We start from the raw sequence: 26,600 nt of genomic DNA on the forward strand, positions 1-26,600 counted from the left end.
CTTCCTATACTAAAGATTAAGGTTTAGAATGCCCACAATTGCATTGATCAATCATCATTTTTTATTGCATGTCATTCATATAAAAAAACGTCGAACAATTCATTAAATGAATCGTTCGACGTTTTCTCATTCACTCTTATTTTATTTCACTCATGAAGCTTCTGAAATTCTCCACGATTTCTTTCGATTTAGTATGGTGTAAATAATGATCGCCTTCAAGCAGCAGCATCTTCCCATGTAAAGAATCTTTGATCTGTTCTTCATGTAAAGCTTCCCAGCCTTCAACATCCGAATTATCTTTTACTAAGAAGAACATTACAGGTAGATCTTTGGGGAACTTTAAAGTTTCAGCGGCATTGAAGTTGCTCGGGAAATGATCTGCTTCGCTAATGATGTTTGGGTTCATCATGTTTTTAAGCGTAATCATTCTATTTTGTTCTTTGGTTTCATCATCAACACCTGGTGGTGTAATGATTTGATCAGGAGCGAGTTTAACCAGCAATCTGAAGATGCCTGATTGTTTAAGTGATTTTAAGGCTGCAGTTGGAAGCTCCTCGCCTGCTCCTTGTGCCGGTACACTGCTGTCAATCCCCACGAATGCACTAACTTCGTTTTTGTATTTGTTCACATAGTCTAGAGCATAAATTCCGGATATGGAGTGTCCCATCAGAATATAACGGTCTATATTTAATTGTTGCAAGCATTCATGTACTTCACTCACAATATTTTCAATACTTCGTTCTTTTTCAGTGATATCACTTAACCCATAACCAAAAGGCTCAATGACAACCACTCTGTAAAATGGAGATAACTCGTCAACTAATGGCTTAAAATCAATACCTGGCGCTGCAGTTCCGTATCCTGGTAATAATACGACCGTCTCTTCACCATTTCCATGAATCGTAACGTTCATGTTCTTCCCGTCTACAGGTACAAGCTGACCATAGGGCTCGATTTTACTTTTCTCCAATTTGTTGCAGATCACATTGACTGTAAAAACAATGGCTAGAAATAGCACTATAGCTATGGTTATTACTCCAATTGCTTTAAGTAAAAAGAAAAATGCCTTTTTCATCTGTTAAATCCCGCTCCCCCACTTATTTATTTCTTCTCATCTGTCCATTTCATTGTAGCAATGCAGTCTTAGATCCTGTGAAACACAAGATTAATTGGACCTTAACTTTCAGCATCAGCTAACGAAATTCAATTAAGATTCCGTTAAGATAACTGTTATAATTATGTTCCCTATTCCGTTCATGGATAACAAAAAAACACCTTTAGAGATTCGCTGATTAGCCCAAAGGACCATTCAACGATATTCTAAAGGTGTACATTCACTTCATTAGATAAGGATTAGTTCAAGCTTTCTTTACGCGATAAACGAATCTTTTCAGGCGTAACATCATTTCCCTCAGGATCTACAATCGTCACTCCTGAAAGACTGTTACGAACTTGTCCACGTATTTCACGTAGGTAATCTTCACGCAAAGCGATCTGCTCGACCCATTCACTTTTTGTCAGGCCTTCTTCACGTTCTTTCCTGGCTAGTTCATTAATACGAGTCAAACTGTTAATCATCTATATTCCTCTTTTCTAAGTTTTGATTAGCTTGCTAATGGATGTGATGCGCAGTTCCAGGTTAAGATAAATTATTCGCCATTTGTTTCATAAGCCTTCTTAATAATAAACGTTCTTCGGGTAGAATTCCTGTTAATAATTTATCCAGTTGCTTATTCCATATACGTTCTACAGGTTCACACAGATTACGTCCGGCTGAAGTTAGATACACTCGGCTTACTCTGCCATCTTCAGAATCTCTTTTTCGAACAACAAACCCATGATTCTCAAGTGATTTCACCATATTCGTGATCGTTGGAGGCTCACAATTCAGACTTTCACTTAACTGTATCTGTGTCATTCCATCTGATTTCCATAACCGGCATAATAACTGTTCTTGACCTACATGAAGATTATATTCTCTAAGCAGCGCAGCATAATCTCTACGCATTTCCGCTGAAATTATATCCAGTAGTTCTCTTATCTCATCTTCAATCACAGCTTGTTCCCCCGAGCCACTTTACAAATTAATTAGCAAGCTAATTATATCATGTTTTTAAGAGGATTTCAAAGGTTGACGATCTTTTGCTATCCCCCACCAACGAATCCTCTTTAGTTTGGCACTTTATGATATAAAAATGGTCTTCAATTACTGTTTTGCGGAAGCCGTACTTCAAAGATTGTCCGTACCACACTGCTATGCGCAGAGACGGTTCCATTATGCTGCTCTACTATATTTTTAGTAATAAACAAGCCTAGTCCTGTACTTCCTGTTGGATGTGTTCGTGCACGATCACCCGTGTAAAACATATCAAAAATACGTGGCAGCTCTTCCGGCTCAATACAATTTCCATAGTTAATTACTTCAACGACTACCTCGTTAGCGTCCAAGTAACCGTGAATATCAACAAATTGACCATCGCTTCCGTATCGGGCCGCATTTGTAAGAAGGTTCTCAAATACACGTGCTAACAATTCCCCGTCACCGTAAATCATCAGAGGTTGCGTCATATCCAATCTGGAGGTTAGGCCATTTTTCTCAAAGACTGGATATAATTCTTCATTTAATTGTAAGAGAAGCTCACTGAGATCAATCGAGGATTTCTCAAGCTTAAGCTTGCCATAATTCATTCTTGTAATTTCAAACAGCTCATCAATCAATTTTTCTAAACGTTGAGATTTGGTATAAGCAATCGTCGTGTAATGCCTGGTCTGTTCAGGGGTTAATTGATTGTCTTTCAAAATAAAATCCAAATAGCCGATAACCGAGGTTAGGGGTGTACGCAAATCATGCGCCAGGTTCAACACGAGTTGATCTTTACTGCTCTCGGCAATGTCTCCCCGCTCAATAGCTTCTTGCATATTCTCAATGGCTAGATTGAGATCTTGTCCAATCATCCCAAATTCATCTTTGGAGGGAATATCGACTCGTTCTGTGAAATCACCTGACGCAAGCTGATGAATTCCCTTAGAGATCTCCTTGAAGTATCTTGCATACGGCTTAGTGAATAAGAAGAAGAATAAGATGGCTAATGGGACAAAGATAATTAAAAATGTATTCACATCTCCAATATCTCTTATTACATAGCGAACTTTGGTTAGTGGATTCTCAAACTTCACCTCAGAGTGATAATACCGCTGGAGCGCTTTATAGATTAAAAAGGTTATTCCGCCGGATACTAGCATACTGGCAGCCAGCAGCATTATCATTTTTGTACGAAAACTATAAATCATTTTAGGCATTGGATGTATACCCTTCCCCTACAGTATTTATCTTTGTAGTGATAATGGTATATGAATTCAATCTAAATCTCAAATCATTAGAATCAGAAATCCTTTTTTTCAAAAATCCGCAATGAAATAAGATAAGAACAACTAAGTAAGAACAAGTAAGCCAGTCCTAGTATGATATAAAGAATAAAGCTAGACTTCATGCCAAAACTCTGCCAGTTCTCTAGGTCAGGAAACCATTGAAGCAAACTTCCGATCACATTCGGAACAACCATTATAATCATCATAAATACGAGATTAACCACTTGCGTTCCTTTTGCCCCTAACCAGTAATGAATCGGTAAATAAAGCATGGCGAGGAGTGGAAAAATAGATATCGCAATACCAACCTCTTGCCAAAAATAAGGAGTTACTTGTTTACCTGTCATAATAATCAGAAGATACGTAAAGGCAGTTGCTGACAGCCCAACAAGCGCATATGGAAGGATTGAGAAGTATTTGGCACGGACTAGCTCCTGTCTCCGTACAGGGAGATTAACGAGAAACCGTTGCGTCGACTGCTGAGTATCCATAGAACAAGAGCTGATCAATAACAGCATAGGTGGCATGACCGTAAATAAACTGAAGCTATGATAGTTCGAATAAGCTATAAAGATAAAGAAAGGGATTAGCAGCATCAGAAATTTACGCAGAAGAATGAAGTCTTTTTGAACAAGATAAAATGAATGATACACTTTAAGTCCTCCTTAGCTTATAACTCTTCCTTGCTAAACAATCGTAGTGAAATCTTATATGAGAAGTACAAGATGAATAGGTAAACGATCCCTATCAAACCAATCGGAACCAGATGATCTTGCAGCTTTAAATGGGTTATTGTCGAGAAAACTGATGAATTTGAGAGTGAAGATCCAGCGTTTAGGGTGGTTATCGTTATAACTACATTAAAAAGGATATTGAAGTAATAGTTTTTGTAACCAAGCCAATAATGAATCGGCAAATAAATAGACACAGTCAAAGGAATCATAAGTAACGTTAAAGATACCCCTATCCAATAAACCGGGCTTATGGAATATCCAAATGAAAGGGAAATTAGAAACAAAGCTAACGAGCAAACCAAACCAATGAAACAATAAGGAACAAGTGATAAGTATTTAGCCAAGACAATCTCTTGCCGTCTAACTGGTAAACCTATCACAAACTTTGTGTTGTTATTCTGTGCATCCATAGAACAGGAGTATACGAGCAACAGCAAAGATTGAAATGTAGCAAACATGCTGGAGTTATCCAGTTGAACATATGCGATGAACAAGATACTTAAGAGAAAGATAGGAATGAAATTCCGCAGGAGGATAAAGTCTTTTCTGATCAGCAAAAAGAGATTAAACATACAAAGCGTTTCCCTTTACCGTAAAATACATGATTTCTTCCAGGGTAGGTGTTTCGCATATGGCATGATCTCTAAAGAAGTGTTCCCCCTCCGAGCAATTGTTCAGAAGACCCTCGAAACCAACCTCCGTCTCTCTAAGCCCAATGAACCATTTTCGTACATCTCGATCAAGTAACTCCTTGTTACCTTTTATCAGCATGTATTTGTTAGGTAGAGATTCTTTCATCTCATTAAAAACTAGTCGCCCCTCATTCACAAAAACAATATAGTCCGCGATCCGGTCCAAATCCGTCGTATTATGCGTGGAGAAAAGAATAGACTTCTTCTCATCCTGAATATGCTCACTAAGCAGATCAAGCAGTTCTCTTCGGAATATAGGATCAAGACCTGCAGTAGGTTCATCCATAATAAGTAGATCTGCATCATGTGATAAGGCAATGGCGAGCGAATACTTCATTTTCATTCCTTTGGAGAGCTCCTTAATCTTTTTCCGCGGGGAAAGCTTGAACATCTCTATGTATTTCCTATACGTTTCTTGATCCCACCGACTATAAAAGGGAGCAATCATCTTACTCATCTGATTGATGGTTAATTGATCGTAAAAATAGTTCTCATCGGAAACATACCCAATTCGATCTTTGTATTTTGCGTTCTTTATGGATGTTTCTTTGCCAAAAATCTCGATACTTCCTTGGTCGGGTTGTACCATACCCATCATCATTTTAATTAAAGTTGTTTTTCCGGCTCCATTGGGTCCTATTAGCCCCGTTATATATCCTTCCTTAATACCGAACGTAAGTTCGCATAGGCTAAAATGGCCATATTTTTTAGAGATTTGATTCAATTGAATGACTTCTTTCATTCTGTCTCCTCCTCATAAAGCAATTTCAACATCTCACTAAACTCAGCAAAATCAATCCCTAACATTTTACTCTCGTCGATAATTTCCTTCATTCTGTTCTCCATGATCCGTAACCGTTGTTCCCGAATAAACTCCTGATCTGCACCAGAAACAAAGGAGCCTTTTCCCACAATAGAATTGATAAGGCCTTCTCTCTCCAGTTCTTCGTAAGCTCGTTTCGTTGTGATTACGCTAATCTGCAGCTCTTTGGCTAACAGCCGAATAGAAGGTAAAGGCGTACCTGAGACTAACTCTCCTTGCAGGATCATCTGGCGGATCTGACTTACAATCTGTGCATAGATGGGTTCACCGGAAGTGTTGGATATCAATATGTTCATGAACTCGTGCCCTCACTCCTAGTTTATGTGTAATCAATGTATATATGTAATATATACACTATACTCATTGTTGTCAATGATCTTTCAAGTCAACAAAAACAAGCCGATTCCCATGAACTCAGGGTCAGCTTGCTTGGCAATCAACGTCTCTAATCATCATCACATCAACCCAGCACTTCTTAAAAAGCGGCTAACAATATCTATCTGATAGCGAATACGTAGGTCACGATCAAGACTCCAGCAGGTTTCCACAGTAAATGCCTTCGCTCCTAAAATACGAGAGACGGCTGCACGCGATGATCCGGGACGCTCTCGTAAACGGATATTAAAATGATAGGATGTATTAGTGATCGTACGGTTAATGTCTTTTATGATACGTCTTGCTGTAGCCGTACCTCGGCTCCCCGGCTTAATGATGATAGTCTGACCGAGCCGCTTATGATTTCTTTGAGACAAACCATTAGCTTCATGGAGATCAAGGTACCAGGTAGGGTGATAACGCCGTACTAATTGAAGCAAGGCTACGGATAAAGGATGTTTGGCAGATGCATATCGAGTGCGTGGAAATGTTCGGTTCAAATCCGGTATGCCTCGAATTCGTTTGCGATAAGCTTTTTGATTCATGAGAGGAACAATTATAAGAGTCCCCCTGTAAATATATAGTTCTCCTTGTCTTAAGCGATTCACGAGGTTTTGAGCGGCACGAATGCTTGCCGTTTCATTCCCGTGTATGCCGGACACCACCATAAACACAGGACCAGGGAGCCCGCCTCTGATCACATAATAAGGGGTGGCATGGGATGTGGACGATGCTAAGGTATAGTTCTCAATGATCATCACGCTTCACCTCCGCATTTAGGTGTCCATATATGTGTATTCCGATGTCCCCCAGTTGTCCTAGACAGATAAGCAAAAAAAGCCTGATTTCTCAGGCTTTAGGCTTTAAAATTTTAGAAATATGCAATTTATTTATACGCCGGCAACCAATCTCCATGAGCTGTGATTAGTTCATCACACATATTTGTAATGTCATCCATCGATAATTCAGCGGCAGTGTGCGGATCAAGCATGGCTGCGTGATAAATATGCTCCTTCTTATGAGTAATCGCTGCTTCGATCGTTAACAATTGTGTATTAATGTTCGTACGATTCAGTGCGGCGCACTGTGGAGGAAGATCTCCTACGAAGGTTGGCGTAACACCACTGCTGTCTACTAGGCATGGGACTTCAACACAGGCTTCTTTCGGCAAATTGGTGATGAGTCCGGTATTCATAACATTACCGCCTATTTTGAAAGGCACATTCGTTTCGATCGCTTCCATGATGTAGGACGCGTATTCATGTGAACGTTCATGCTCAAGCTCTTTGTTATTCACCAGTTCTTCACGCATATGCTGCCAGCGTTCAATTTGATCTACACAGCGGCGCGGATACTCGTCGAGCGGAATTTGAAACCGTTCGATAAGCTCAGGGTAATTGCGTTTAATAAAATAAGGATGATATTCTGCGTTATGTTCCGAAGACTCTGTAATGTAATAACCAAATTTGAGCATCATTTCATATCGTACCATATCCCCGTGGTGCTCTTTCTGCTTCTCGGCAGCGCGTCGTTTGATTTCCGGATATAAGTCCTCTCCGTCCTTCGTAACCTCGAGTAGCCAAGCCATATGGTTAATCCCGGCAATCTTAGCCTGTACACCAGTCTGATCCAGTTCTAGATGCTCAAATAAGCCTGGAATACAATGCTGTACACTATGACATAAACCCACAGTCTTTACACCACCATAAGTGTTCATCACATTGGTCAGTACTGCCATTGGGTTCGTGTAGTTCATAAAGAGTGCATCTGGGCAAACCTCTCTTACATCTGCAGCAAAATCAAGCATGACAGGAATAGTACGCAAGTTACGGAAGATGCCGCCAATACCAACCGTGTCTGCAATCGTCTGACGCAAGCCATATTTTTTCGGAATTTCAAAGTCTGTAATGGTACAAGGGTCGTACCCCCCGACCTGAATTGCATTAATCACATATTTCGCTCCGCGCAATGCTTCTTTACGATCTGTATAAGATTTCACGATACAAGTGCTGCCACTACTTTCTTTTATATTACTCAGCATATTCTCGGAATCTTTTAGGCGCTGAAGATCAATATCAAATAAAGCAAGCTCAAAGCCTTGAAGGGCTGGAGTTCTCATGCAATCTCCTAAAACGTTCTTCGCAAATACAGTACTACCCGCTCCGATAAATGTAATTTTCGACATATGAAATAATCCTCCTTAGATAGTGAGTTGTACGGTCACGACTTCGCTAATGACTGCGACAACCTTGATGGATTTTCCTTATAAACACTAGAATATCAGAGGGTATCCAACTCTCTCTTCACTATTCACTATAAATGAGAGCGATCTCAATGAGTATGGAGAAATACAATTCATATATGGATATTTGTTGCATTTATGTGGTCCATCCTATAATCTAAATGTAATTCAAATCACGTATAGGAGGTCAGAAGCAAATGGCTTCAGAGCATTATCATTTCACAGCAGGGTTTAATCTTGCTCCTGATGAAATCGACCTAACTGTATTGTTTAGCGGAGAAGGTAACCCGGTCCCGGGACATAAGATGGGGCCTTCTGTTCACGATTACTTCCTTATACATACCGTATTGGATGGAAAGGGGGTGTTTCAGAGTGGAAGTAAATCTCATGTATGTGGTACGGGAGATACCTTTGTTATTTTCCCAGGGGCATTATTCAGTTATCAGGCAGACATGGAACAGCCTTGGACTTACGTATGGGTCGCCTTGCAAGGGGATGCCGTTCAACAGCTATTAAAGGAAGCGGGGATTACACCGGATAAGCCGTTAATACACTTAGATAACCTAATAGAGATACATAACTTGTATGAACATATTCGATTTTCCTTTCAACAGTCTGCCTATCCAAGGTTGGAAAGTTTGGAGGCTTCTGGGTGGCTGCGCCTTTTGGTGCATAAATTCGGTCTTGCGAACATAGGTTCGCTCACCCCTAAATCCGCACAATTACCGGATGTTATCGACCGTCAGATCAATCAAGCGATCCGCTGGATCTCTCTCCAATTTCATCAACAGATCAGTATCGATCACATGGCGTCCTCTCTTGGTTATCATAGAGCTCATCTCTCTAAGGCTTTTAAACAAAAGATCGGGATGTCACCCAAGCAGTATTTGTTAAAGGTTCGCATGGATAAAGCAAAGGAACTGCTTGGAGGAACGCTCACCATCGACCAGATATCCTCTTCGGTCGGTTTTAATGATGCGTTATATTTCTCCAAGCAGTTCCGTAAGTGGAGCGGCATGTCCCCCAGTGAATTTCGATATCATCTTCGTTCTGGTACATGATTGCTCATGGGTTATTTTATGACTTTGGATAAAATCGAGGTGACAAACGCTGTCTTCGCTTCACAGTAAGCATCAATATCGTAGCGGTATTGCTCTGCCAAACGCTGTTTGAGCTCTGCGTACGCTTGACGCGCAGGCACATTCGAACGAAGATAGTCTCTGAATGCGATATGCTCCAAGTACCCTTTTCCATTCTTAGGGCATACATACAGATGATATTTCATAAATTCATCCGCTTGACGTCTTTTGAAGGCTTCTCTGCCCTCTATTCCCAAGTTCCCTTGATGTTCATATCCATGCAGTTGTAATCGTTCAATGATTTGTGGGAATACTTCGTAACTATCCATTACAAGATCAAGATCTATGATAGGTTTAGCAGCGAGTCCTTCAATGGAGGTGCTGCCCACATGTTCAATCGTAATAATGAGATCTCCGACATAAGATAACAACTGATCTCTAATTTTATTGAACTCTACCTTCCACTCTGAGTCATACGGGACAACTTCTACGACTTTCGTCTTCTGAGCGATACTCATGCACCTCCTGTGTGTAATGCCTTCTTCTCAATTCCTCTATAGACTAACCATATGCATAAAGCGGCTACAATTAGCATTCCACCCATCAAGCAGACACCACTCCAGCCCCAATGCTGCCATGCAAAGCTTCCTAGTGTTGATCCAATTGCGCCACCTGTAAAAGTACTGACCATAAAAACAGTATTAATACGGCTGCGTGCCGCGGGCTCAAGTGCATAGATCCGCGTTTGGTTACTAACCTGTGACCCTTGTACTCCAAGATCCAGAATAATAACGCCGGCAATCAAGCTCCAGATTGTAATTCCAGCTAAGCCGAAGAATCCGTAAGCAATCAATGTAAGCAACAGCAGTATACCTACAATCTTCTTCGGAGCGATCCTGTCGGCTAACCTCCCGATAAATGGAGCACCCGCAGCACCTGCTACACCAATTAACCCAAACAATCCTGTGATAGAACTACTGTAGTGGTAAGGTTCTCCTTCCAAAAAGAATGCCAGTGAAGTCCAAAACACACTGAAGCCACCAAACATGCAAGCCCCAATCAGTGATGCTTCACGTAACGTCGAATATCTACGAATCAAGTTTCCCATTGATTTCAGTAGATCCGTGTAGGATGAATTATTTTCTGGTTTCGTCTTTGGAATTAGTTGGTATAAGATAAGAGATAACAATAGCATTATAACTGCAGCAATCCAGTACATCGCTCTCCAGCCGAACATATCGCCTATAATTCCGGATATTGTTCTTGCCAGCAAAATGCCAAAAAATAACCCGCTCATTACGGTTCCAATAACTTCACCTCGTTCTTCTGGCAAAGCGAGCTCTGCTGAGAGCGGAATGATGACCTGCGGCACTACCGTAGTTATACCAATAGCAAAACTGGCGATATACATCCAGACTAGGTTTTGGGCTGTGGCGAAACCAACCAATGACAGGGATACAGCAATTAAAAGTCCCGAAATTAATGTTCTTCGTTCACGAATGTCGCCTAACGGAACAAAGAGTAACATCCCTAGCGCATAACCGATCTGAGTAAGCATCGATACATATCCTACTGCGTTAGATGAAGCTTGAAAAGTTCGTCCGATATCGGCCAGAAGGGGCTGATTGTAATACATATTTGCGACGCTTAAACCAGATGCAATGGCTAATATAAGTATGAATTGCTTGGTTAGGCCTCCTCCTAAACGAACTGCAGCGGGTGTGATAGATTGTGTCATGAAATTCTGTGCCTCCGATTACGTATGCTGCATCAAACAGCAAGCTTTATTTTCCTAATACATTATAGCAGTCACTGTCAAGCTAACGTCTTTCTGCGATTTAATAATCATCCCCAGATACATTATCTACATAAGTACAATATAAAGTGAAATACATAGAGCGAGGAGTAAATAACATGAACCAGAATGACCGAATTTTGCTCAAATTGCGCAAGGAACCATTGAAGAATGTCAGTTTGTTAAAGATGATAACCTCATTTCAAGAAGTCATGAAGACACATCTGGTAGAGCAAGGAGATCAATGGGGCGTTTTATTGCTTCTTCCTGCCTCAGCCTACGCATATGATCATAGAGTATATCCTCAAGCGGATTACATTGTATTTATGGATTACAGCAGCCCAGATGTATTTCCGGCTCTATTTCAGCTGCTGCCTTCGCAAGCAATGTTTGTTTTTAAACTGCAAGATCTGAGGTACAGGGAGGCATTATCTTCACATTTTTCAATGGAGAAAGTCCGAGGGTTCTACTCATATAGTACAACGGAGGGACAAATCTTTCCGAAAGACGAAGAAGTTGTTATCAGTCATGCGGTTGATGACAGATTACTTCCGCTGTGGGCTGCTAACCATTACACTAAAGACGAAATAGAAGACTATTTTCAAACTGGTGCTTTTTCCGTGTCAATCTTCCTAGGGAACAATCCAATCAGTACTTGCTTAGCGTTCCGTAATGAAGAGACCATATGGGAAATCGGTGCAGTACATACTTTAGAATCCGCTCAAAGAAATGGGTACGCGAAAAAGGTGGTCCGAACAGCCCTACAAGAAACATTAGAACATGGGTTTATTCCACGCTATCATGTGCTTGAAACCAATCATGCGTCCATCCGATTAGCTGAATCCATTGGACTCGTTCCTTGTGTACAGCTTGAACACTGGATTAACTACATCCAATAACTTGCTTGATTGGAGGTGATTTGAATGAGCTACCAACCGAACGAGCAACAAAACTATTTCCCACCGCCGCCCCCACCTACACCAATGAATGGCAAGTCAATTGCCGGATTCGTCTTAGGTGTCCTCTCCATAATCGTTCCTTATATCGGATTTTTGTTAGGGATTGTAGCAATTATACTTTCTGCCCTCTCCCTAAAGGAAATCCGGATACGGTATGAGCAAGGAAGAGGTTTAGCTATCGCGGGATTGGTATGTGGTATTGTCGGCACTCTACTTTACGCCATATTAATTTTACTTTTTCTTTTGTTTGTATACGCAGCAGCCAGTTACCCCTCTTACTAATCCACACATAAAAGGATCTCTGTAGCCCACCGAATGGCTGTTGAGATCCTTTTGCTTAACCTATGGATAATTTAGTATGCTCCTTTGTGAAGCTGCTGACGATATTCCGTCGGAGTTAAGAGGAACCGCTTGCGAAACATCTGTGTAAAATGTCGCATGTCCTGATATCCAATACGTTCAGCGATTTCTGCCACCTTAAGCTTCGAATTCACTAACAGCAGCTTCGCTTGCTCTAATCGTAAAGATGTAACGTACTCCTTATACCCCTGACCCGTTTTCTGTTTGAATAATTGACTAAAGTAGACCGGATTCAAAAATACAACAGACGAAATCTTTTCCAAACTGAGGTCTTCGTAATAGTGTTCCTTTACATATTGCAATGCGATGTCGATGGCTTTTTCACCGCTTCCTTTCGCAGGTGCTAAATCCAATACTTGCGAATTCGCGGCCTCTCTTAAGCTCGTTACGATCTGTGGGACAGAATTTATATCATAGCTTAGTCCGGAATGAATCATTTGGAAGGGTATTTTTAAATATTGCTTCAAATATGTCCGCCCATCATCCAGAAAAGCTTCTAATCGCGCCTCTTCCCTTAAGGTGATTAAGCCCAGCAAACTCTGTCGGTCGTAGCTGACCACAAACCCGCTCCCGTCTCGCTCTATCAACTCAGTTAATACATTCTCAACAATAAAATGTTCTATACGAACGTTTTTATCACCCGCATCCATTTGCAGCAAAATCAAATAGAAATATTGATGATCTTCTATCAATTGACTGATATCTAAATTGCCGAGATTAAAGCCAGATGCGAGTCTCTGAAACACACCTTCTCTTAAAAATTTCAGACTTGACCTTAATCGGTCTTCATCTTTAATGAGCTTACGATCCTGCTCAATTTCTTGCGTTAAGTTACTGATAATCTCAAGCAGCTTGCTTTTGCCGATCGGTTTAAGTAAATAATCTCTCGCCCCAAGACGAACAGCCTCCTGCGCGTAGGCAAACTCACTGTGAGCAGAGATGACTACCCATTTGACATAAGGATACCTCCGCTTAGAAATCCTCATGAACTCCAGGCCATTCATACCAGGCATAAGGATATCTGTTAAGACGATATGAATGGAGTGTTCCTCCATAATCTTGACAGCTTCTTCTGTTGATGCTGCAACATATACACAATAATCTGGATAAATACTTCTTATAGTACGCTTGATCCCTTCGCGGATCACCCGTTCATCATCAGCTATGAGAATGTTCACGACTACGCTCTCCTTCCTGCGAAATCGGCAGCACGATAGCAACCTCGGTTCCCTCTCCAGGTAAACTTCGAATCACAAGCCCATAGGATTCTCCGAACATATGCTGGAGCCGCTGATGTAGATTCTGAAGACCTATCCCCATTTTTCCATTTTCTTTCGTTGATGGCCGATCCAAGGATTCCACTAATGCATTCAGCTTCTCTGCATCCATACCTTTGCCATTATCCTGAACGACGATGTTCAGCACTCCAGTTTCTTCAAGTATACTCACCTTCAGAATACCTTGACGATCGAGCGATTCCAAGCCATGTTTTACAGCATTTTCAATGACCGGTTGTACAGTCATCTTGGGAAGGCGAACCTCAAGCCATCGTTCATCTATATTTATCTCAATCCGTAGACGACCTTCCAGCCGGATAGAAATAATATTTAGATAGTGCCCGATTTGTTCCAGCTCTTCTCGTAGCGTGACTTCTACGTCAACTTCCCAATGACTGCTGTACCGAAACATAGAAGATAACGAGAGCACAAGCTCGCCTAGCTGCTCATTCCCTTCCTCATCCAGCATCCAATAAATCATATCCAGAGTATTGTATAGAAAATGTGGGTTCACTTGGGATTGCAAGGCATGAAGCTCAGCATTCTTCTCACTGACGGAAGAAAGTTTTACCCGCTCGATTAGTTCTTCGATCCGGCGAACCATCCGATTAAACGAAGCAACAAGAATATTAATCTCCTGATAAGATGAAACATTCACCATTCCCCGAAAATTACCGATCTCCACTTGCTTCATCTCTCGAATCACCTTTTTAAGCGGCAAAGAAATCGTTCGTGAAACAATAGAAGCTATCAAAGTAGAGACGAGAATAAGAATTGAAAATACAATGAACAGATAACGTTTCATCTCTACCAACTCAACATTTAGATCACGATTAGGAGTGATACTAAGCACCCACCAACCGGAGAAGGACAGTTTAGAAGCGACAAGCAGACGATTGGCTGTCTGTTCGACCACAACATTCTGGGAGTTCTGCAAAGACGGTAGCTGAGTTAAATCAGGTTCCTGATCTTCGGCAGAGGATACGAATCGCCCATCCTGCGACATTAAATACACCTGGCTATGCTCACCCAGCTTCACATTATCAAGCGCATCTAGAACAGGCTTCGGATTCGTTTCGTACAGAACAATGCCAATTGGTTTATGTTCATTGAGATCGTAAATCTGACGGCCGAAGGCAAACACAGGACTATCCTCCACTTGATCGATAAGAGAATGTTCATAGACGCCGAGCCAGACCATTTTACCGGAGGAAGCCTGCAGCTGATGGTACCAATCTTCCTTCATATAATCGGGATCAACCACATTCATATAGTTTCCGTAATTATAGATCTTACCTTTATCTGTAATGACATGGATACCAACAAGATCATCCCGAGAATAAAATATAGCGCCGAGAATATTTGTAATCGTCTGTTCATTGATATAGGCTACAGCGGGCTCATTGCTTGTTTCATTTATCAGACGTATTAATTCAAAGTTATTGCTGAGTGATTTAGAGAGACTGTCATACCCCTTGTACAGCAAGCTGAATAGATCCGCCGTCTGAGCGACATTTTTCTGCGACAAATCGCTTATTTTTTCATGAAACTGTACGGTTGTCCGGTTGTAATAGAGTAGACTCACAATTAATAGAATGCTAGACATACAAAAAAGAAACAGCAAAAACAATCGATGGTGAATGGAATGAAAGCTATTTCTCAAAAAAGGCTTCCCTCCTCCAACTCATCTGTCCTGCTGCTCCTTCATTATAATTCCATTTATATGTTTTGCAATACAATATTAGCCTTTTACTGCCCCTGCTACCATTCCTTTTGTGATCTGGTTAGATAAGAAGAAATAGATTAAAATGACGGGCAACGCACCCATGACTAGAAATGCACCGATATTCCCATAGTTTACAGAATACTGACTAACGAACGTGTAGACGCCAAAGGGCAAGGTTTTCAATTTCTCGGAGGAAATGAAGGTTGCCGCTAAGATATACTCATTCCAAATGTTAATAAACGTTAGAATACATACTGTCATTACCGGCGGTATAGAGACCGGTAGAATAATCGTGCGGAAGATCCGATATACGCTCGCCCCATCGATAAACGCCGATTCTTCGATTTCATGCGGAATACTCTTCATAAACCCACTTAGAATAAACACTGCTATAGGCGTTGAAAAAGCTACATAAGGCAATATGAGCGACAAATGCGTATTTAGAATATGCATATTTTTGAAAATGATCATCAATGGCAGCAAAGTGGCCTGCATGGGAATCATCATTCCCATTAAGAATATCGTCATGACCAAGTTGCCGTAACGCCAACGAAAGCGAGAGATCGCATAAGCTACCATCGAGCTAAGCAGAATGACGAAGATCATTGTTACACCGGTAACTATAACACTGTTGGATAAATACTTTAGATAACTACCGGCTTTATAAGCTTCGCTATAGTTATGCCACTGAAATATTTTAGGAAACGAGAAAAAACTTCCTCCCAAAATCTCTTCATTAGTCTTTAAGGAATAGAGCATTAGCCATAGAAGAGGATATAACTGGGTAACGACAGGAATCGCAAAGAGAAGATACACGAGTCCTTTTTTAAAATATAAGAACGTATTAGTTTCACGGAATACATTATTCTTATATTTCTCGCTTAAACGCTTACCGTCCTTGTAAGGACGCTTTGGGCGTTTATGCTTGACATTCCGCATGATCGCGCACTCCTTTGCTAACTGAATTTTTTCTCGAGCTTATTAAAGATAGTATTAATGCCAGCAGTAAACACAAGACACAGAATAACCAAGAACGAAGCGATCGCACTGCCATATCCATATTTAAAAGATAGGAATGAACTGTTGTACATATGTGTGGAAATCACATCTGTAGCATGAGCTGGTCCACCGGCTGTCATAACCATAACAAGATCAAAAGCCTGCAATGACCCTATAAATGCGAGTACGATAGATATTTTAAAGATTGGAATAATCAACGGAAAAGTGATATATCGGTCGGCTTTGAATCCGTCAGCCCCATCAATCTTTGCCGCTTCATACAGCTCATCCGGAATATTCTGAACCCCGGTATATTGAATCAGCAAATGGTAGCCGAAATATTGCCAAAGAGATACTGCATAGAGCGCGAACATCGCAATTTTAGGTTCTGTGATCCAATTGTGAGTCCAGTTATCTAGTCCAAGTGAGATCAGAACGCCGTTCAACATCCCTCCCATGGAGACCGGATCATAGATCGTTTTCCAGAGCTGCCCAATGATAACCACTGACAAAATAACCGGCGTAAAGTAAATAGAAACTAAAGTGTTTCCTTTTCTCACATACCGATTTAGAAGAATAGCCATCAGCAAACAAAATGGAATTTCCACCATAGAAGCAACCGCATAGAGCAAAGTCCTCCTTACGGATGGCCAAAACACTGGATCATGAAAAAACATCTCTTTGAAATTAGCAAGTCCAGCAAATGTTTTCGTAGTCGTAATTCCGTCCCATTGCAGCAATCCTGTATAAAAGGATACTAGGATAGGAGCAAACACCAAGCACACATACAAAAGCAGGCAAGGTAACACGAAGACGGCGATTGTGCGCGCTGGAACCTTTAGTACCTTCATTATTTCCGCCCCCTAGAATGTAAACACGATGCGAAGAAGCGTTTAAGCACCCTCGCATCGCGTTTTCGAAACCTTCTTATTTATTAGCTTCAAATGCGGTTTGATGTTCTTTAGCTACTTGAGCGGAATCCACTTTTTGAACAAAAAGATTTTGGATACTGCTGAGATGGACTTGTGCAGTAGCTGGGTTCATGGTGTTGTCAAAGGCCAAGTCGCCACCTTTAACCTGATTAAACAATCCTGAAATGTTAATCGCCAGATCCGAATATCCTGCACCTTTCAGGTCTCCATCCACTTTTTGACCAATTCCTACAGCATTTTTAAGTTCAAATTGTTTTTTAGGAAGATTCAGAGTGAAGAAATTCAAGAAATCTTTCGTTTCTTGTAAATGCTCACTGTTCGCAGAAATCGCAAAGGCGCTACCTGGTGCGAGCATGAATTCATTTGGATCCCCTTTACCATTGACGCTTGGGAATTGGAAAGCTCCTGCTTTACCAGCCACTGAGGAAGCATCGATTGCGCCTGTTTCCCATGAACCGATAACCCACATAGCAGCTTTACCGGATTTGAAGATATTACCGCCTGCATTAGCATCAATGGAAGTTGCTCCATCAGGGAATGCACCTGCTTGCACGAGGTCTTGGAACCGGTCTACAGCTTCTACGAAAGCAGGATCTTCAAATGTTTTTTTGCCATCCAGCACATCTTGAAGGAAACCAGGTCCTCCATTAGTGCGAAGCAGGATATTCATGAACAAGAATGAACCTGTCCAGGAATCTTTTTCACCGATCGCAATTGGCGTAATGCCCTTTGCTTTCAAGGTTTTTACATCTTGGAGTAATTCATCAAATGTTTTAGGAGTGTCTTTGATTCCCGCTTGCTCGAAAAGTTCTTTATTATAGTAGACTACCTCGATGTTATTACCATCTGGCAGTGCATACACATTGCCGTCAAAGCTGTAGTAATCAAGCAGACCGGATTGATAGGTGTCTTTCAGTCCATTTTGATCCAGCATGTCATTTAGAGGAGCGAACAGCTTAGCATCAACGAAGGGTTTCATTTGTGCAGCTGGGTTAACAATCGTAATATCAGGAATTTCTTTGGAAGCGGCTTGTGTTTTCAATTTGACCTTTTGCTGGTCCGTATTTAAAGTATCCAGTTCGATGTGAATATTAGGATTCTCTTTTTCATATTGATCAACTAATTCATGAAGCATCTTATAAGAAGGTGTAGCTGGATCCGGGTAAATATTTTGAAATGTAATCGTAACCTTCTTACCGCTATCGGTTTTTGTAGTTCCGGCATCTGGAGCTTTCGTAGCTGTATTCCCTTTCGACTCTGTAGCGCCTTTACTCTCGTTGTTGTTTGAATTTCCACACGCTGCCATACTTAAAACCAAAGCTGCTGATAACGCAATTGTTGAAGTTGCCTTCATTTTTTTGCTGACCATTGTTTGACGCCCCCTGTTTTCGTTATAGGCTAATTATTGTACTGTTAAGCGCTTTCAACAAGGTGTCAAATTTAAGATAAATGGTTTGTTTTTTCTAGAAAAATACAATATATGTCCGAACATAACGAAACACCCGCTAATGCGGGCGCTTCGATTAAACCTATTTTCGATATTCGTTCAATCAGAGGTTGAACCAAAATCAGTAATCTTAAGCTTAAGATCAAAGGTCAATGGAATACGAGTAAATTCCTCGTCCCAATGATCCTTCATCTGTTTCCAGACAAGCGGTTTTTCAATGCTGAACCAATCTCCGAATCCTGCTACATCCACTTTGTAAGTAGATTGCATTTTGCGGATAAGTGCATGGATATGTTGGGTTAATTTCTCTTCGAATATCTTTTCTAGCTCTTTGAGGTAAACAACATTCGAGGAATGCTCATCCACATCCCAATTCTCAATTAGTCGTCCAGTGGACTCAATCGCAACATGAAATGATATTTTCTTATCATCGGTCTCATTCAGCGTAATCTTGCTCTTAACGGATTTAATCTCATAAGTAATCGAGTCATTCGACTGATCATATGCTTTGATGCTCCCGCCGTTTATATCCCCTTTGATCCAGGCAATACTCTCCACATCATGCTGGTCAAGGTTACCGATCCAACGACCTGTATCTCCCTTGATAATACCGGCTCCAGAAAATTCGATCTCCCCTTGTGCCGCCACAACGTTCTGCAACACAAAGCTTTGCTTGGAGTACATCAGCGCATCTAGATTCGATAACGTTATCCCCTTCATAACTTTACTGGTTCTAAAGTTGTTACGAACCATCTCGGCCAGTCGAAAGGAAGGAATCTCCTCCTCGGTTGTCATAAGCGTATCGGACGCACGCCCTTGGCTAAGAAATATGAGACAGCTGGGACGGATATCGTTATCTCGCAGTACAAAGTCCATTAACCGTCTGATCTTCTCCTGCTGTACTAGCTCCTCTGATATAACTATAACCTTGAGATGATGGCCTATAATCGGGCGGTTCTTACGAATAGAGAACTGACGAAATACTTCAAGCAGAGAATCCCCTGTTTCTGAAATATTGTTATAATGGGTTTTGGATGTTTCGCCATCTTTAACGGAGTTTCCGATTGTTCTTTCAGGCACAATTTGTACGGTTGCCGTAACTTTATTATGCTTTTGGTAGCCTCCTCCATGTTCCTCGAATTCCTGTTCGAGCGCCTCAGGTTCCCCCTTGTCAAGCGCCAATCCTGTATAAACACTCAGATCTTCAATCTCTTTACTGCTCCAACAACCAGGCTGTGTAAGCAGAATCACGAATATTAATAGTAAGTGTATAACCCTCTGTCTAAACATTCTGCTTGAGTCCTTTCTTCCTGATCAGTAATACAATCGACAATAATAGTGGCAACAATATAAAAATAAGCACACCCATATAGCCTATCGAATCACCAAGACTGAAGACATCATTGATACGTTGTGGGATCATCGTGCAGATGAAGATTACGGGCATTAAGGCGAACATTACCGGATGGATCTTTAAATTGAACACTTGTGAGATTCCAAGTGACGCATTAAAGAAAAAACTGCAAAAATTGCAGAACATCTGCATCAGCCATATGACTAGCAACGGAAATTCAAATCGTTCAAAAAAGAAACCTGAGATTTCAAAACTCCGTACCAAATCTATCGTAGGCCAGGTACTGGTGATTACGGAATTGATGGACAGACCTCCAATAACCATCACAACAGTAACCAAATACAGTACCAGCGGGATGCAGAGACCGACCATCATCCCTTTGACCGCTTCCTGCGGATGCTCCATAAAGGTAGTCATTGTCATCACAACCTCACATCCCGTAAAGATCAGAATACTCGACTTCATCCCCCGGACGGCCGGCAGAAGGCCTTCACTCATAAAAGGACGCAGATGATGGATATCAAATATTCTGGTGCTTAAGATAAAACAAATGATCAGGATAAAGATACTGATCGGAAACACAATTTGAAACACACGGGCTATAGAATTAATCCCACCATACACTAAATAAGTGCCAACCCAGATGAATGGCATCACTATCGCCCAGATTGGAGTGCCTTCCAAAAGAAAGAACAGCGTTACTTCCGCCAGTACACGGATTTCGAAGCCTGCAATGACTATAAAGTACAGAATTAACAGTGAACTCAGCACACTGCCAGGAAGCTTTCCAACAATTTTCTTGGAATACTGAAAAACAGTTTTTCCTGGGAATTGCTGACTAAGCTTCACCATAACCATAATTACCATAAACACGACGACACCACCCAGCGCCACAGAAATCCAGGCATCGGGTGTCTGCACGGCCTTAACAACACTTCTTGGCAAGGTCAGAATTCCGGCACCCAGCATCGAATTGGTCAATACTATGGCAGCCTGTGAGGTTGTGATCTTGTCATCCGTCCGTTTGAACACTGTGGTCTCCCCCTCTGCTCCTGATAAGAATACATTCCCTAGGATCTGCGCTTTTTCTTTTGGGTCTTCAGCATCTCTGGTCTTCGCTTCATGATGGATAACGGCGCACGGACGAATAAATCCTTCCAGTCACTTCCCCGGAAAGGCGAGATAGGGGTGATGTAAGGAACCCCGAAGCTTGAAAGTCGAGTCAGATGACTGCAAATCAGCAGAAAAAACAGGATGGTTCCGAACATGCCCAGGACCGCCGCAAATAACATGCCTGCGAATCGTAAGATCCGGAGGGTAATGCCGGCACTGTACATCGGTATGGAAAACGAAGAGATCGCTGTCACGGCTACGACAATTACTAGAAAGGGACTTACAATACCGGCCTGTACCGCGGCATCTCCAATGATCAGACCTCCGACAATTCCCATTGCCGGACCTATGGGCTTCGGCAGACGAATTCCAGCTTCACGTAAGATTTCAATAGAAATCTCCAGAATCAACACTTCAATTAAAGCAGGAAAGGGTACACCTTGGCGTGTTTCGATAATGGAAATCGCCAGTTGTGTAGGAATTAGCCCCGGATGAAAGGAGATAAAAGAAATATACAGCGCCGGGGCTAACAGAGCCAGAAATGATGCGCAAAACCGTAGCACCCGTAATAGTGTTCCTGGAAACCAGCGCTCATAGTAATCCTCAGGAGACTGCAAAAGCATACTGAACGTCACCGGAACAATAAGTGCAAACGGTGTGCCATCAAGCAAAATGGCAACTCTTCCTTCTAATAAGGAGGCAATCACACGATCGGGTCTTTCCGTGTTCTGTGTTTGCTGAAACGGACTTAAATAATCATCCTCGATCAACTGCTCTACATAGCCAGATTCCAGAATGAAATCCATATCAATTTTGGAGATGCGGTCCTTCACTTCCTGTAGCAGATCAGGATTTACAATGTTTTTCATATAAGCAATAATCAGATCCTTCTTGATTTCGCTACCTACTTCAACCCTTTTCATTTCCAGATTCTTATTGAGCCCTTGTCGCCGCAGCATAGAGGTATTCTCACTGAGCACTTCGGTAAAGCCAATCCGTGGTCCTCGCAGTAAAGCCTCCGAAGTCGGCTCATTAATCGAGCGCACAGCCCCATGTGGAAAGCCAACTAGAAGCATCTCTCGCATACCTTCAACAATCAGTGCGGTATATCCAAACAGGACAGACTCCTGTAGATGGTCCAAATCTCTGGCATCACTAAGCTGAGCTAGCGGGAGCATATTCTGTTTCATGAAGGTGTATATTCCTTCTGAAGCCTGCATTTCACCGGCAAACATCAGATTTTGCAACACCTGTTGATTGATTAGTTCTTCATCCTGCATACCCTCCACATAGACCAATGCGGCACGTGCCTGAATACCTTTGACTGTAAATTCACGGAAATGCACATCACTGTTTCCCTCCAATGCCGTTCTTATCACCGCAAGGTCGGCATCGTAATTTTGGATAAACACTGTAGTCTTAGGCTGCTGTTGATTTGCTTCCCCATTGTCTGTCTTCTTTAGCTCCGCATCCTGAGAGTTAGCCCCTGATTCCTTGGAGCGTCCGCTTCCAACATAGAAATACAAATGCTTGTAAAGATAATAAATCCCTATGGGAAAGAGCAGCGTGATCGCCGCCTGAATGAAAATTGTCCAATCCGGAATATAAGAGACTATTTTAGACCACATCGTTATCATCCTTTAATAGGAATCTTTTTGGTACTATTCTCCGTCCGCTAAATTTTTATACAACTTTTGGAATAGCAGGAAAGTCTATATCGATGCGAAGGGTAAATATCCCTGAGGGTCTGAACATAAAGAGACGCCCACATAAGTGGGCGTCTCAATTAAAATGCTTAACTATATTTACTGTGGTTGCCGCCAGTGTTTTAGCACTTCAAGCAGCCCAGGAACATCTAGTCCATCCAAGGAAAAAGCCTTGCGAAGCAATTCATGTGGGATGAACTCATCATACTTTCCAAGGTAGGGTGCTTCATCTGGAGATAACAATGATAAAGGATCTGAGGCAGCCATACTTTCAGCAATGATTTCCGCTTCCAGCGTTTCTGCATCTGTTTTGCCTGCAACCACCATATAATAAGGTTCCATCGGCACGATAGATCGAAGTCCCTGTGAGCTCTTCAAATTATTCTTGAGAAGGCGCTCCAGTGTGCGGAACTGCCGACTACCCGCCCATGGCAGAATAAACAACGAATCTCCTCCTGCGGGCATAACGGAGCGTTCAAGCAATCCACTCTCCTTCGCTAAACGGCGGGCTCGTTCAAGACGCGCAGCCGCACTCGGAGCTAAATACGGATATAACGCAGTAGCCCCTAAGACTTCGCGGATTTTGGTCATGATACGTGTATGTACATCTCCACCCGCTCCAAGCCACAGCGTATCCACCTTACCGCGTGAAGTTTTTACATAAACAGCTTTATGGCGATTATCGACCTCTTCTACCTTCCAAAGCTTCCCTGCCAGAGTAAAACAATAACCTGGCGGTGGTACCGTTGTAATAGATCCAATCTCCTCTGTTCCGTTATAGACAACATGCTCCTCATCGTCTTTGAATACTGCGTAGAAGCGGAAATTGTTCACTATCTTTTCTCCCGCCATCCCAATAATCAAGCTGCCTTCATCCATCTTCTCGATTTGCCCCATGCCCAGCATATAAGTCATGAAGATGTCGTAATCCGCGGGATCAATACTATTGAAGGAAGGCAAGCTCAGTACAGCCTCCTTTAAATCCTCCGGCTCCGCCTCCCCCATACTCTTCAATATGCTCATCGTCTGATGGTATAACAGCCCAACTGGCAGCTGGCGCACCACCAGTGGTTCAACCCACTTCTCGCGCACATATAGCTCTATAACCGCTATCGCTCGAAGGAGCGTCCAAGGCATCCTTGCCGGAAGCTGCGCTTCCTCATCCTCTTCCTCGGGCGTGACAAAGATCATCTCGGATGCGGCGTCACCGCGCCTGCCCGAGCGACCGAGTCGCTGCACAAAGCTTGCGCAGCTATAGGGAGCGCCGACCTGGAGCACCCGCTCCAGCTCTCCTAGATCAATGCCCAGCTCCAGCGTCAATGTCGCTGCCGCAACTGCAGGTCCGGAGCCTTGCCGCAGCGCGGCTTCCGTCTCTTCGCGGAGCATTGCGGAGATGCTGCCATGGTGAACGTGAAAAACATCCCGTTCCCCACGCTTCGCGGCCGTTCTCCGCAGCTCAAGGGTCGCCGTCTCCGCATCCGAGCGGCTATTCGTGAAGATCAACGCTTTCTTAAGATGCGTATGATCGTAAATGAAATCGTAGTAAGACTGCTTCGCGCGTTCTAAATGCTCTGCCTGCACTTCATCCCGTGCATCCGGGAAAGAGAAATGCTCCACACTTAAACGGAGCTTACGCCCGCCTTGTGGAGCGGACACCTCTACGCTCTCCCGCGTCCCTGCCGCCAGCCACTCCGTCACCGAAGCATAGTCGCTAAGCGTAGCCGATAGACCGACTCTGCGCGGATGACATCCCGCCATTCGTGAGATTCTCGCCAGCTGACTCAGAACCTGAATCCCCCGATCAGCACCCATAAAGGCATGCACCTCATCAATGACTATGTAACGCAAGTCATGGAACAGCGCCGGAATAGCATTCGGGCGGTTCATCAATAGTCCTTCAAGCGATTCAGGGGTAATCTGTAGCACGCCGGAAGGATTCTGCACCAGTTTCGTCTTATCGGCTTGCGGAACATCCCCATGCCAGTGCCACACCGGAATATTGCCTTCACGGAGCAAATCGTTCAGCCGTGTAAATTGATCGTTAATCAATGCTTTCAAGGGAGCAATATATAGAATACCGACCGAACCGGAAGGACGTTCATATAACTCAGTAAGCGCTGGAAAAAAAGCCGCCTCAGTCTTACCTGAAGCAGTACCCGAAGCAATCAGTAAGTGATGCGGCGTATCAAACAGCACTCGGCAGGCATCCACCTGCGCCTCACGCAACGTCTCCCAGCGATTTTTATAAATAAACTCTTTAATGAAGGGAGCCAGCCTATAAAACGGATTATCACTCATAATTCAAACTCCGCGAGGAATCCATCCAACTCGTTTTGCTCAGTATCAGCAGGTTTAGAGGTTCGTTCGCCCACTAGCTTCTCGAATGAAATCTCCGGATGCTGGTGCAAAGTGTGAAGTAGATCCATGAAATCACGTACCACTTCACGCGGTGTCAGGAGCTCGTCTGCCCCTAATCTGCCCACAGCTTCTTCCATAAAATGAACCAATTGTTCCTGTGTTAACTGTGCTTCATAACCATAATGTAGCGCATGAATATCTCTAAGCTTTTGCAAAAGGATTAGGATTTCTTCGTGTGAGAGCATGTCCAGTGCAATAATAGGTCCAGTGAAATTATTCAGACCTGCTGCACCGTATCTTCCTGCAACTAATCTAGAACGCAGCGCTTCATAACTAAATAATCCACGCCGTCCATCCTCCACAAACTGCGGAGTCCCCCCTATAAAAATTCCTAGGCTTTCTGCCTTGCCCTGCATCGTATCGTTGAACATCGTAAGCAGCTTCTCATAATTACTCTGACGTGAGATACTGTTCGTGATTTTGTAGAGGTTGACGCCTTCGTCTATGAACAACAGCAGTCCCTTATAACCGATAGCAGAAGTGAATTCTGCCCACAGCTTCATATAATCATACCAATTATCATCATCAATAATCACGCCAACACCAAGTGCTTTTCGTGCTTCCGTTCGAGTAGCGAATTCACCTCTTAGCCAGCGAAGGGAATCTTGCTTCAATTCATCGTCAGCGAGCTTATGTGCATTCCAATAAGAAGCCAGCACTTTGGCAAAATCAAATCCATGCACCAAACCGCGCATTTCGGAGGCTACAGCATAGATTCGTTTCTCTACCTCGTCTCCAAGCTGGGGGTGATCAGGGCCATATTCATTCTCTTGCATCACAGACTGCTGAAGCGAAATGATCCATTTTTGCAAAATAATCTCCAGTGCACCTCCATCTGGACGCGTCCGGGTAGACAAATGACTCATCAGCTCTCGATATGTAGCAAGACCTTGTCCTTTTGTTCCCACCAATCTTCTTTCAGGGGATAGATCCGCATCGGCTACTACAAAATCCCGATCCATCGCATAATTACGGATCATCTGCAAAAGAAAGCTTTTACCGCTACCGAATTTGCCTGTAATCAGCTTAAAGGCCGCTCCACCCTCCGCGATATTGTCCATATCTCTCAAGATTGCTTCAATCTCTGGCCGACGACCAACGGCTATATGTTCTAGTCCGATACGTGGAACCACACCGGCTGTCAGTGAATTAACTAGCGCTGTCGTCATACGTTTAGGAATTTTCAAAACGTCCATCTAA

At 42.7% G+C, this 26,600-nt stretch carries 25 protein-coding genes; 3 read left to right on the forward strand and 22 right to left on the reverse strand.

The window, feature by feature from the left end; translation table 11 throughout:
• Positions 1-136 precede the first annotated feature (136 nt).
• The 10 genes from R50345_RS15790 to R50345_RS15835 form a co-directional block, all read right to left on the reverse strand.
• Positions 137-1,075 carry an alpha/beta fold hydrolase gene (locus R50345_RS15790; protein ID WP_042128062.1) on the reverse strand — a complete coding sequence of 313 codons (939 nt, stop codon included), beginning with the start codon at positions 1,073-1,075 and terminating at the stop codon, positions 137-139.
• Positions 1,076-1,353: 278 nt separating this feature from the next.
• Positions 1,354-1,578 carry a DUF896 domain-containing protein gene (locus tag R50345_RS15795; protein ID WP_042128064.1) on the reverse strand — a complete coding sequence of 75 codons (225 nt, stop codon included), beginning with the start codon at positions 1,576-1,578 and terminating at the stop codon, positions 1,354-1,356.
• A gap of 61 nt (positions 1,579-1,639) precedes the next feature.
• Positions 1,640-2,056 (reverse strand): MarR family winged helix-turn-helix transcriptional regulator, encoded by a 417-nt coding sequence (locus R50345_RS15800; protein WP_231573785.1) that lies wholly within the window; start codon positions 2,054-2,056, stop codon positions 1,640-1,642.
• A gap of 146 nt (positions 2,057-2,202) precedes the next feature.
• Positions 2,203-3,300: a HAMP domain-containing sensor histidine kinase gene (locus tag R50345_RS15805; protein ID WP_042128066.1), complete on the reverse strand. Its 1,098-nt coding sequence runs from the start codon at positions 3,298-3,300 to the stop codon at positions 2,203-2,205.
• An 83-nt stretch (positions 3,301-3,383) separates the two neighbouring features.
• A complete protein-coding gene (locus R50345_RS15810) occupies positions 3,384-4,022 on the reverse strand; it encodes an ABC-2 transporter permease (RefSeq protein WP_042128068.1) in 639 nt (212 codons plus the stop codon).
• Positions 4,023-4,039: 17 nt separating this feature from the next.
• A complete protein-coding gene (locus R50345_RS32440; RefSeq protein WP_042128070.1) occupies positions 4,040-4,675 on the reverse strand; it encodes an ABC-2 transporter permease in 636 nt (211 codons plus the stop codon).
• Positions 4,668-5,537, reverse strand: a complete 870-nt coding sequence (locus R50345_RS15820) for an ABC transporter ATP-binding protein (RefSeq protein ID WP_042128071.1) — start codon at positions 5,535-5,537, stop codon at positions 4,668-4,670. Before R50345_RS15820 ends, R50345_RS32440 begins: the two co-directional genes overlap by 8 nt.
• Positions 5,534-5,914, reverse strand: a complete 381-nt coding sequence (locus R50345_RS15825; RefSeq protein WP_042128072.1) for a GntR family transcriptional regulator — start codon at positions 5,912-5,914, stop codon at positions 5,534-5,536. Before R50345_RS15825 ends, R50345_RS15820 begins: the two co-directional genes overlap by 4 nt.
• A gap of 159 nt (positions 5,915-6,073) precedes the next feature.
• Positions 6,074-6,751, reverse strand: a complete 678-nt coding sequence (locus R50345_RS15830) for a M14 family metallopeptidase (protein WP_042128074.1) — start codon at positions 6,749-6,751, stop codon at positions 6,074-6,076.
• A gap of 128 nt (positions 6,752-6,879) precedes the next feature.
• Positions 6,880-8,178: an alpha-glucosidase/alpha-galactosidase gene (locus tag R50345_RS15835; protein ID WP_042128076.1), complete on the reverse strand. Its 1,299-nt coding sequence runs from the start codon at positions 8,176-8,178 to the stop codon at positions 6,880-6,882.
• Between the two features lie 254 nt (positions 8,179-8,432).
• Between R50345_RS15835 and R50345_RS15840 the strand changes: the two genes are divergently transcribed.
• Positions 8,433-9,296 (forward strand): AraC family transcriptional regulator, encoded by an 864-nt coding sequence (locus tag R50345_RS15840; protein ID WP_042128078.1) that lies wholly within the window; start codon positions 8,433-8,435, stop codon positions 9,294-9,296.
• Positions 9,297-9,307: 11 nt separating this feature from the next.
• Here the strand turns inward: R50345_RS15840 and R50345_RS15845 are convergent, their stop codons facing one another.
• Both R50345_RS15845 and R50345_RS15850 read right to left on the reverse strand, forming a co-directional pair.
• Positions 9,308-9,832, reverse strand: a complete 525-nt coding sequence (locus tag R50345_RS15845) for a GrpB family protein (RefSeq protein ID WP_042128079.1) — start codon at positions 9,830-9,832, stop codon at positions 9,308-9,310.
• Positions 9,829-11,052 carry an MFS transporter gene (locus tag R50345_RS15850; protein ID WP_042128081.1) on the reverse strand — a complete coding sequence of 408 codons (1,224 nt, stop codon included), beginning with the start codon at positions 11,050-11,052 and terminating at the stop codon, positions 9,829-9,831. Before R50345_RS15850 ends, R50345_RS15845 begins: the two co-directional genes overlap by 4 nt.
• A 176-nt stretch (positions 11,053-11,228) precedes the next feature.
• Here R50345_RS15850 and R50345_RS15855 point away from each other — a divergent pair, with 176 nt between their 5' ends.
• A complete protein-coding gene (locus R50345_RS15855; protein ID WP_042128083.1) occupies positions 11,229-12,008 on the forward strand; it encodes a GNAT family N-acetyltransferase in 780 nt (259 codons plus the stop codon).
• Positions 12,009-12,032: 24 nt separating this feature from the next.
• Entirely contained in the window at positions 12,033-12,350 is a 318-nt protein-coding gene (locus R50345_RS15860) for a DUF4190 domain-containing protein (protein WP_042128086.1), read from the forward strand.
• A gap of 71 nt (positions 12,351-12,421) precedes the next feature.
• On the opposite strand, the gene R50345_RS15865 is transcribed toward R50345_RS15860, so the two are convergent.
• The 10 genes from R50345_RS15865 to R50345_RS15910 form a co-directional block, all read right to left on the reverse strand.
• Positions 12,422-13,606, reverse strand: a complete 1,185-nt coding sequence (locus tag R50345_RS15865) for a response regulator (RefSeq protein ID WP_042128088.1) — start codon at positions 13,604-13,606, stop codon at positions 12,422-12,424.
• Positions 13,587-15,368, reverse strand: a complete 1,782-nt coding sequence (locus tag R50345_RS15870) for a cache domain-containing sensor histidine kinase (RefSeq protein ID WP_052414622.1) — start codon at positions 15,366-15,368, stop codon at positions 13,587-13,589. The genes R50345_RS15865 and R50345_RS15870 overlap by 20 nt, the downstream gene beginning before the upstream one ends.
• A gap of 78 nt (positions 15,369-15,446) precedes the next feature.
• On the reverse strand, positions 15,447-16,370 hold the full coding sequence (locus R50345_RS15875) for a carbohydrate ABC transporter permease (RefSeq protein ID WP_231573787.1): 924 nt from the start codon (positions 16,368-16,370) through the stop codon (positions 15,447-15,449).
• 17 nt (positions 16,371-16,387) lie between these two features.
• Complete coding sequence (locus tag R50345_RS15880) at positions 16,388-17,281, reverse strand: carbohydrate ABC transporter permease (protein WP_042128090.1); 894 nt, start codon at positions 17,279-17,281, stop codon at positions 16,388-16,390.
• A gap of 76 nt (positions 17,282-17,357) precedes the next feature.
• Positions 17,358-18,731, reverse strand: coding sequence for a sugar ABC transporter substrate-binding protein (locus R50345_RS15885; RefSeq protein WP_042128092.1), 1,374 nt, complete (start codon positions 18,729-18,731; stop codon positions 17,358-17,360).
• A 177-nt stretch (positions 18,732-18,908) separates the two neighbouring features.
• Positions 18,909-20,099 (reverse strand): Ger(x)C family spore germination protein, encoded by a 1,191-nt coding sequence (locus R50345_RS15890; RefSeq protein WP_042128094.1) that lies wholly within the window; start codon positions 20,097-20,099, stop codon positions 18,909-18,911.
• A complete protein-coding gene (locus R50345_RS15895) occupies positions 20,092-21,195 on the reverse strand; it encodes a GerAB/ArcD/ProY family transporter (protein WP_042128096.1) in 1,104 nt (367 codons plus the stop codon). The genes R50345_RS15890 and R50345_RS15895 overlap by 8 nt, the downstream gene beginning before the upstream one ends.
• A 38-nt stretch (positions 21,196-21,233) precedes the next feature.
• Positions 21,234-22,904: a spore germination protein gene (locus tag R50345_RS15900; protein ID WP_042128098.1), complete on the reverse strand. Its 1,671-nt coding sequence runs from the start codon at positions 22,902-22,904 to the stop codon at positions 21,234-21,236.
• A 177-nt stretch (positions 22,905-23,081) separates the two neighbouring features.
• Positions 23,082-25,280, reverse strand: coding sequence for a DEAD/DEAH box helicase (locus R50345_RS15905; RefSeq protein ID WP_042128101.1), 2,199 nt, complete (start codon positions 25,278-25,280; stop codon positions 23,082-23,084).
• Positions 25,277-26,596, reverse strand: coding sequence for an ATP-binding protein (locus R50345_RS15910; RefSeq protein WP_042128102.1), 1,320 nt, complete (start codon positions 26,594-26,596; stop codon positions 25,277-25,279). Before R50345_RS15910 ends, R50345_RS15905 begins: the two co-directional genes overlap by 4 nt.
• Between the last annotated feature and the right edge of the window lie 4 nt (positions 26,597-26,600).

Source organism: Paenibacillus sp. FSL R5-0345, from assembly GCF_000758585.1.
Lineage (GTDB): Bacteria > Bacillota > Bacilli > Paenibacillales > Paenibacillaceae > Paenibacillus_AQ.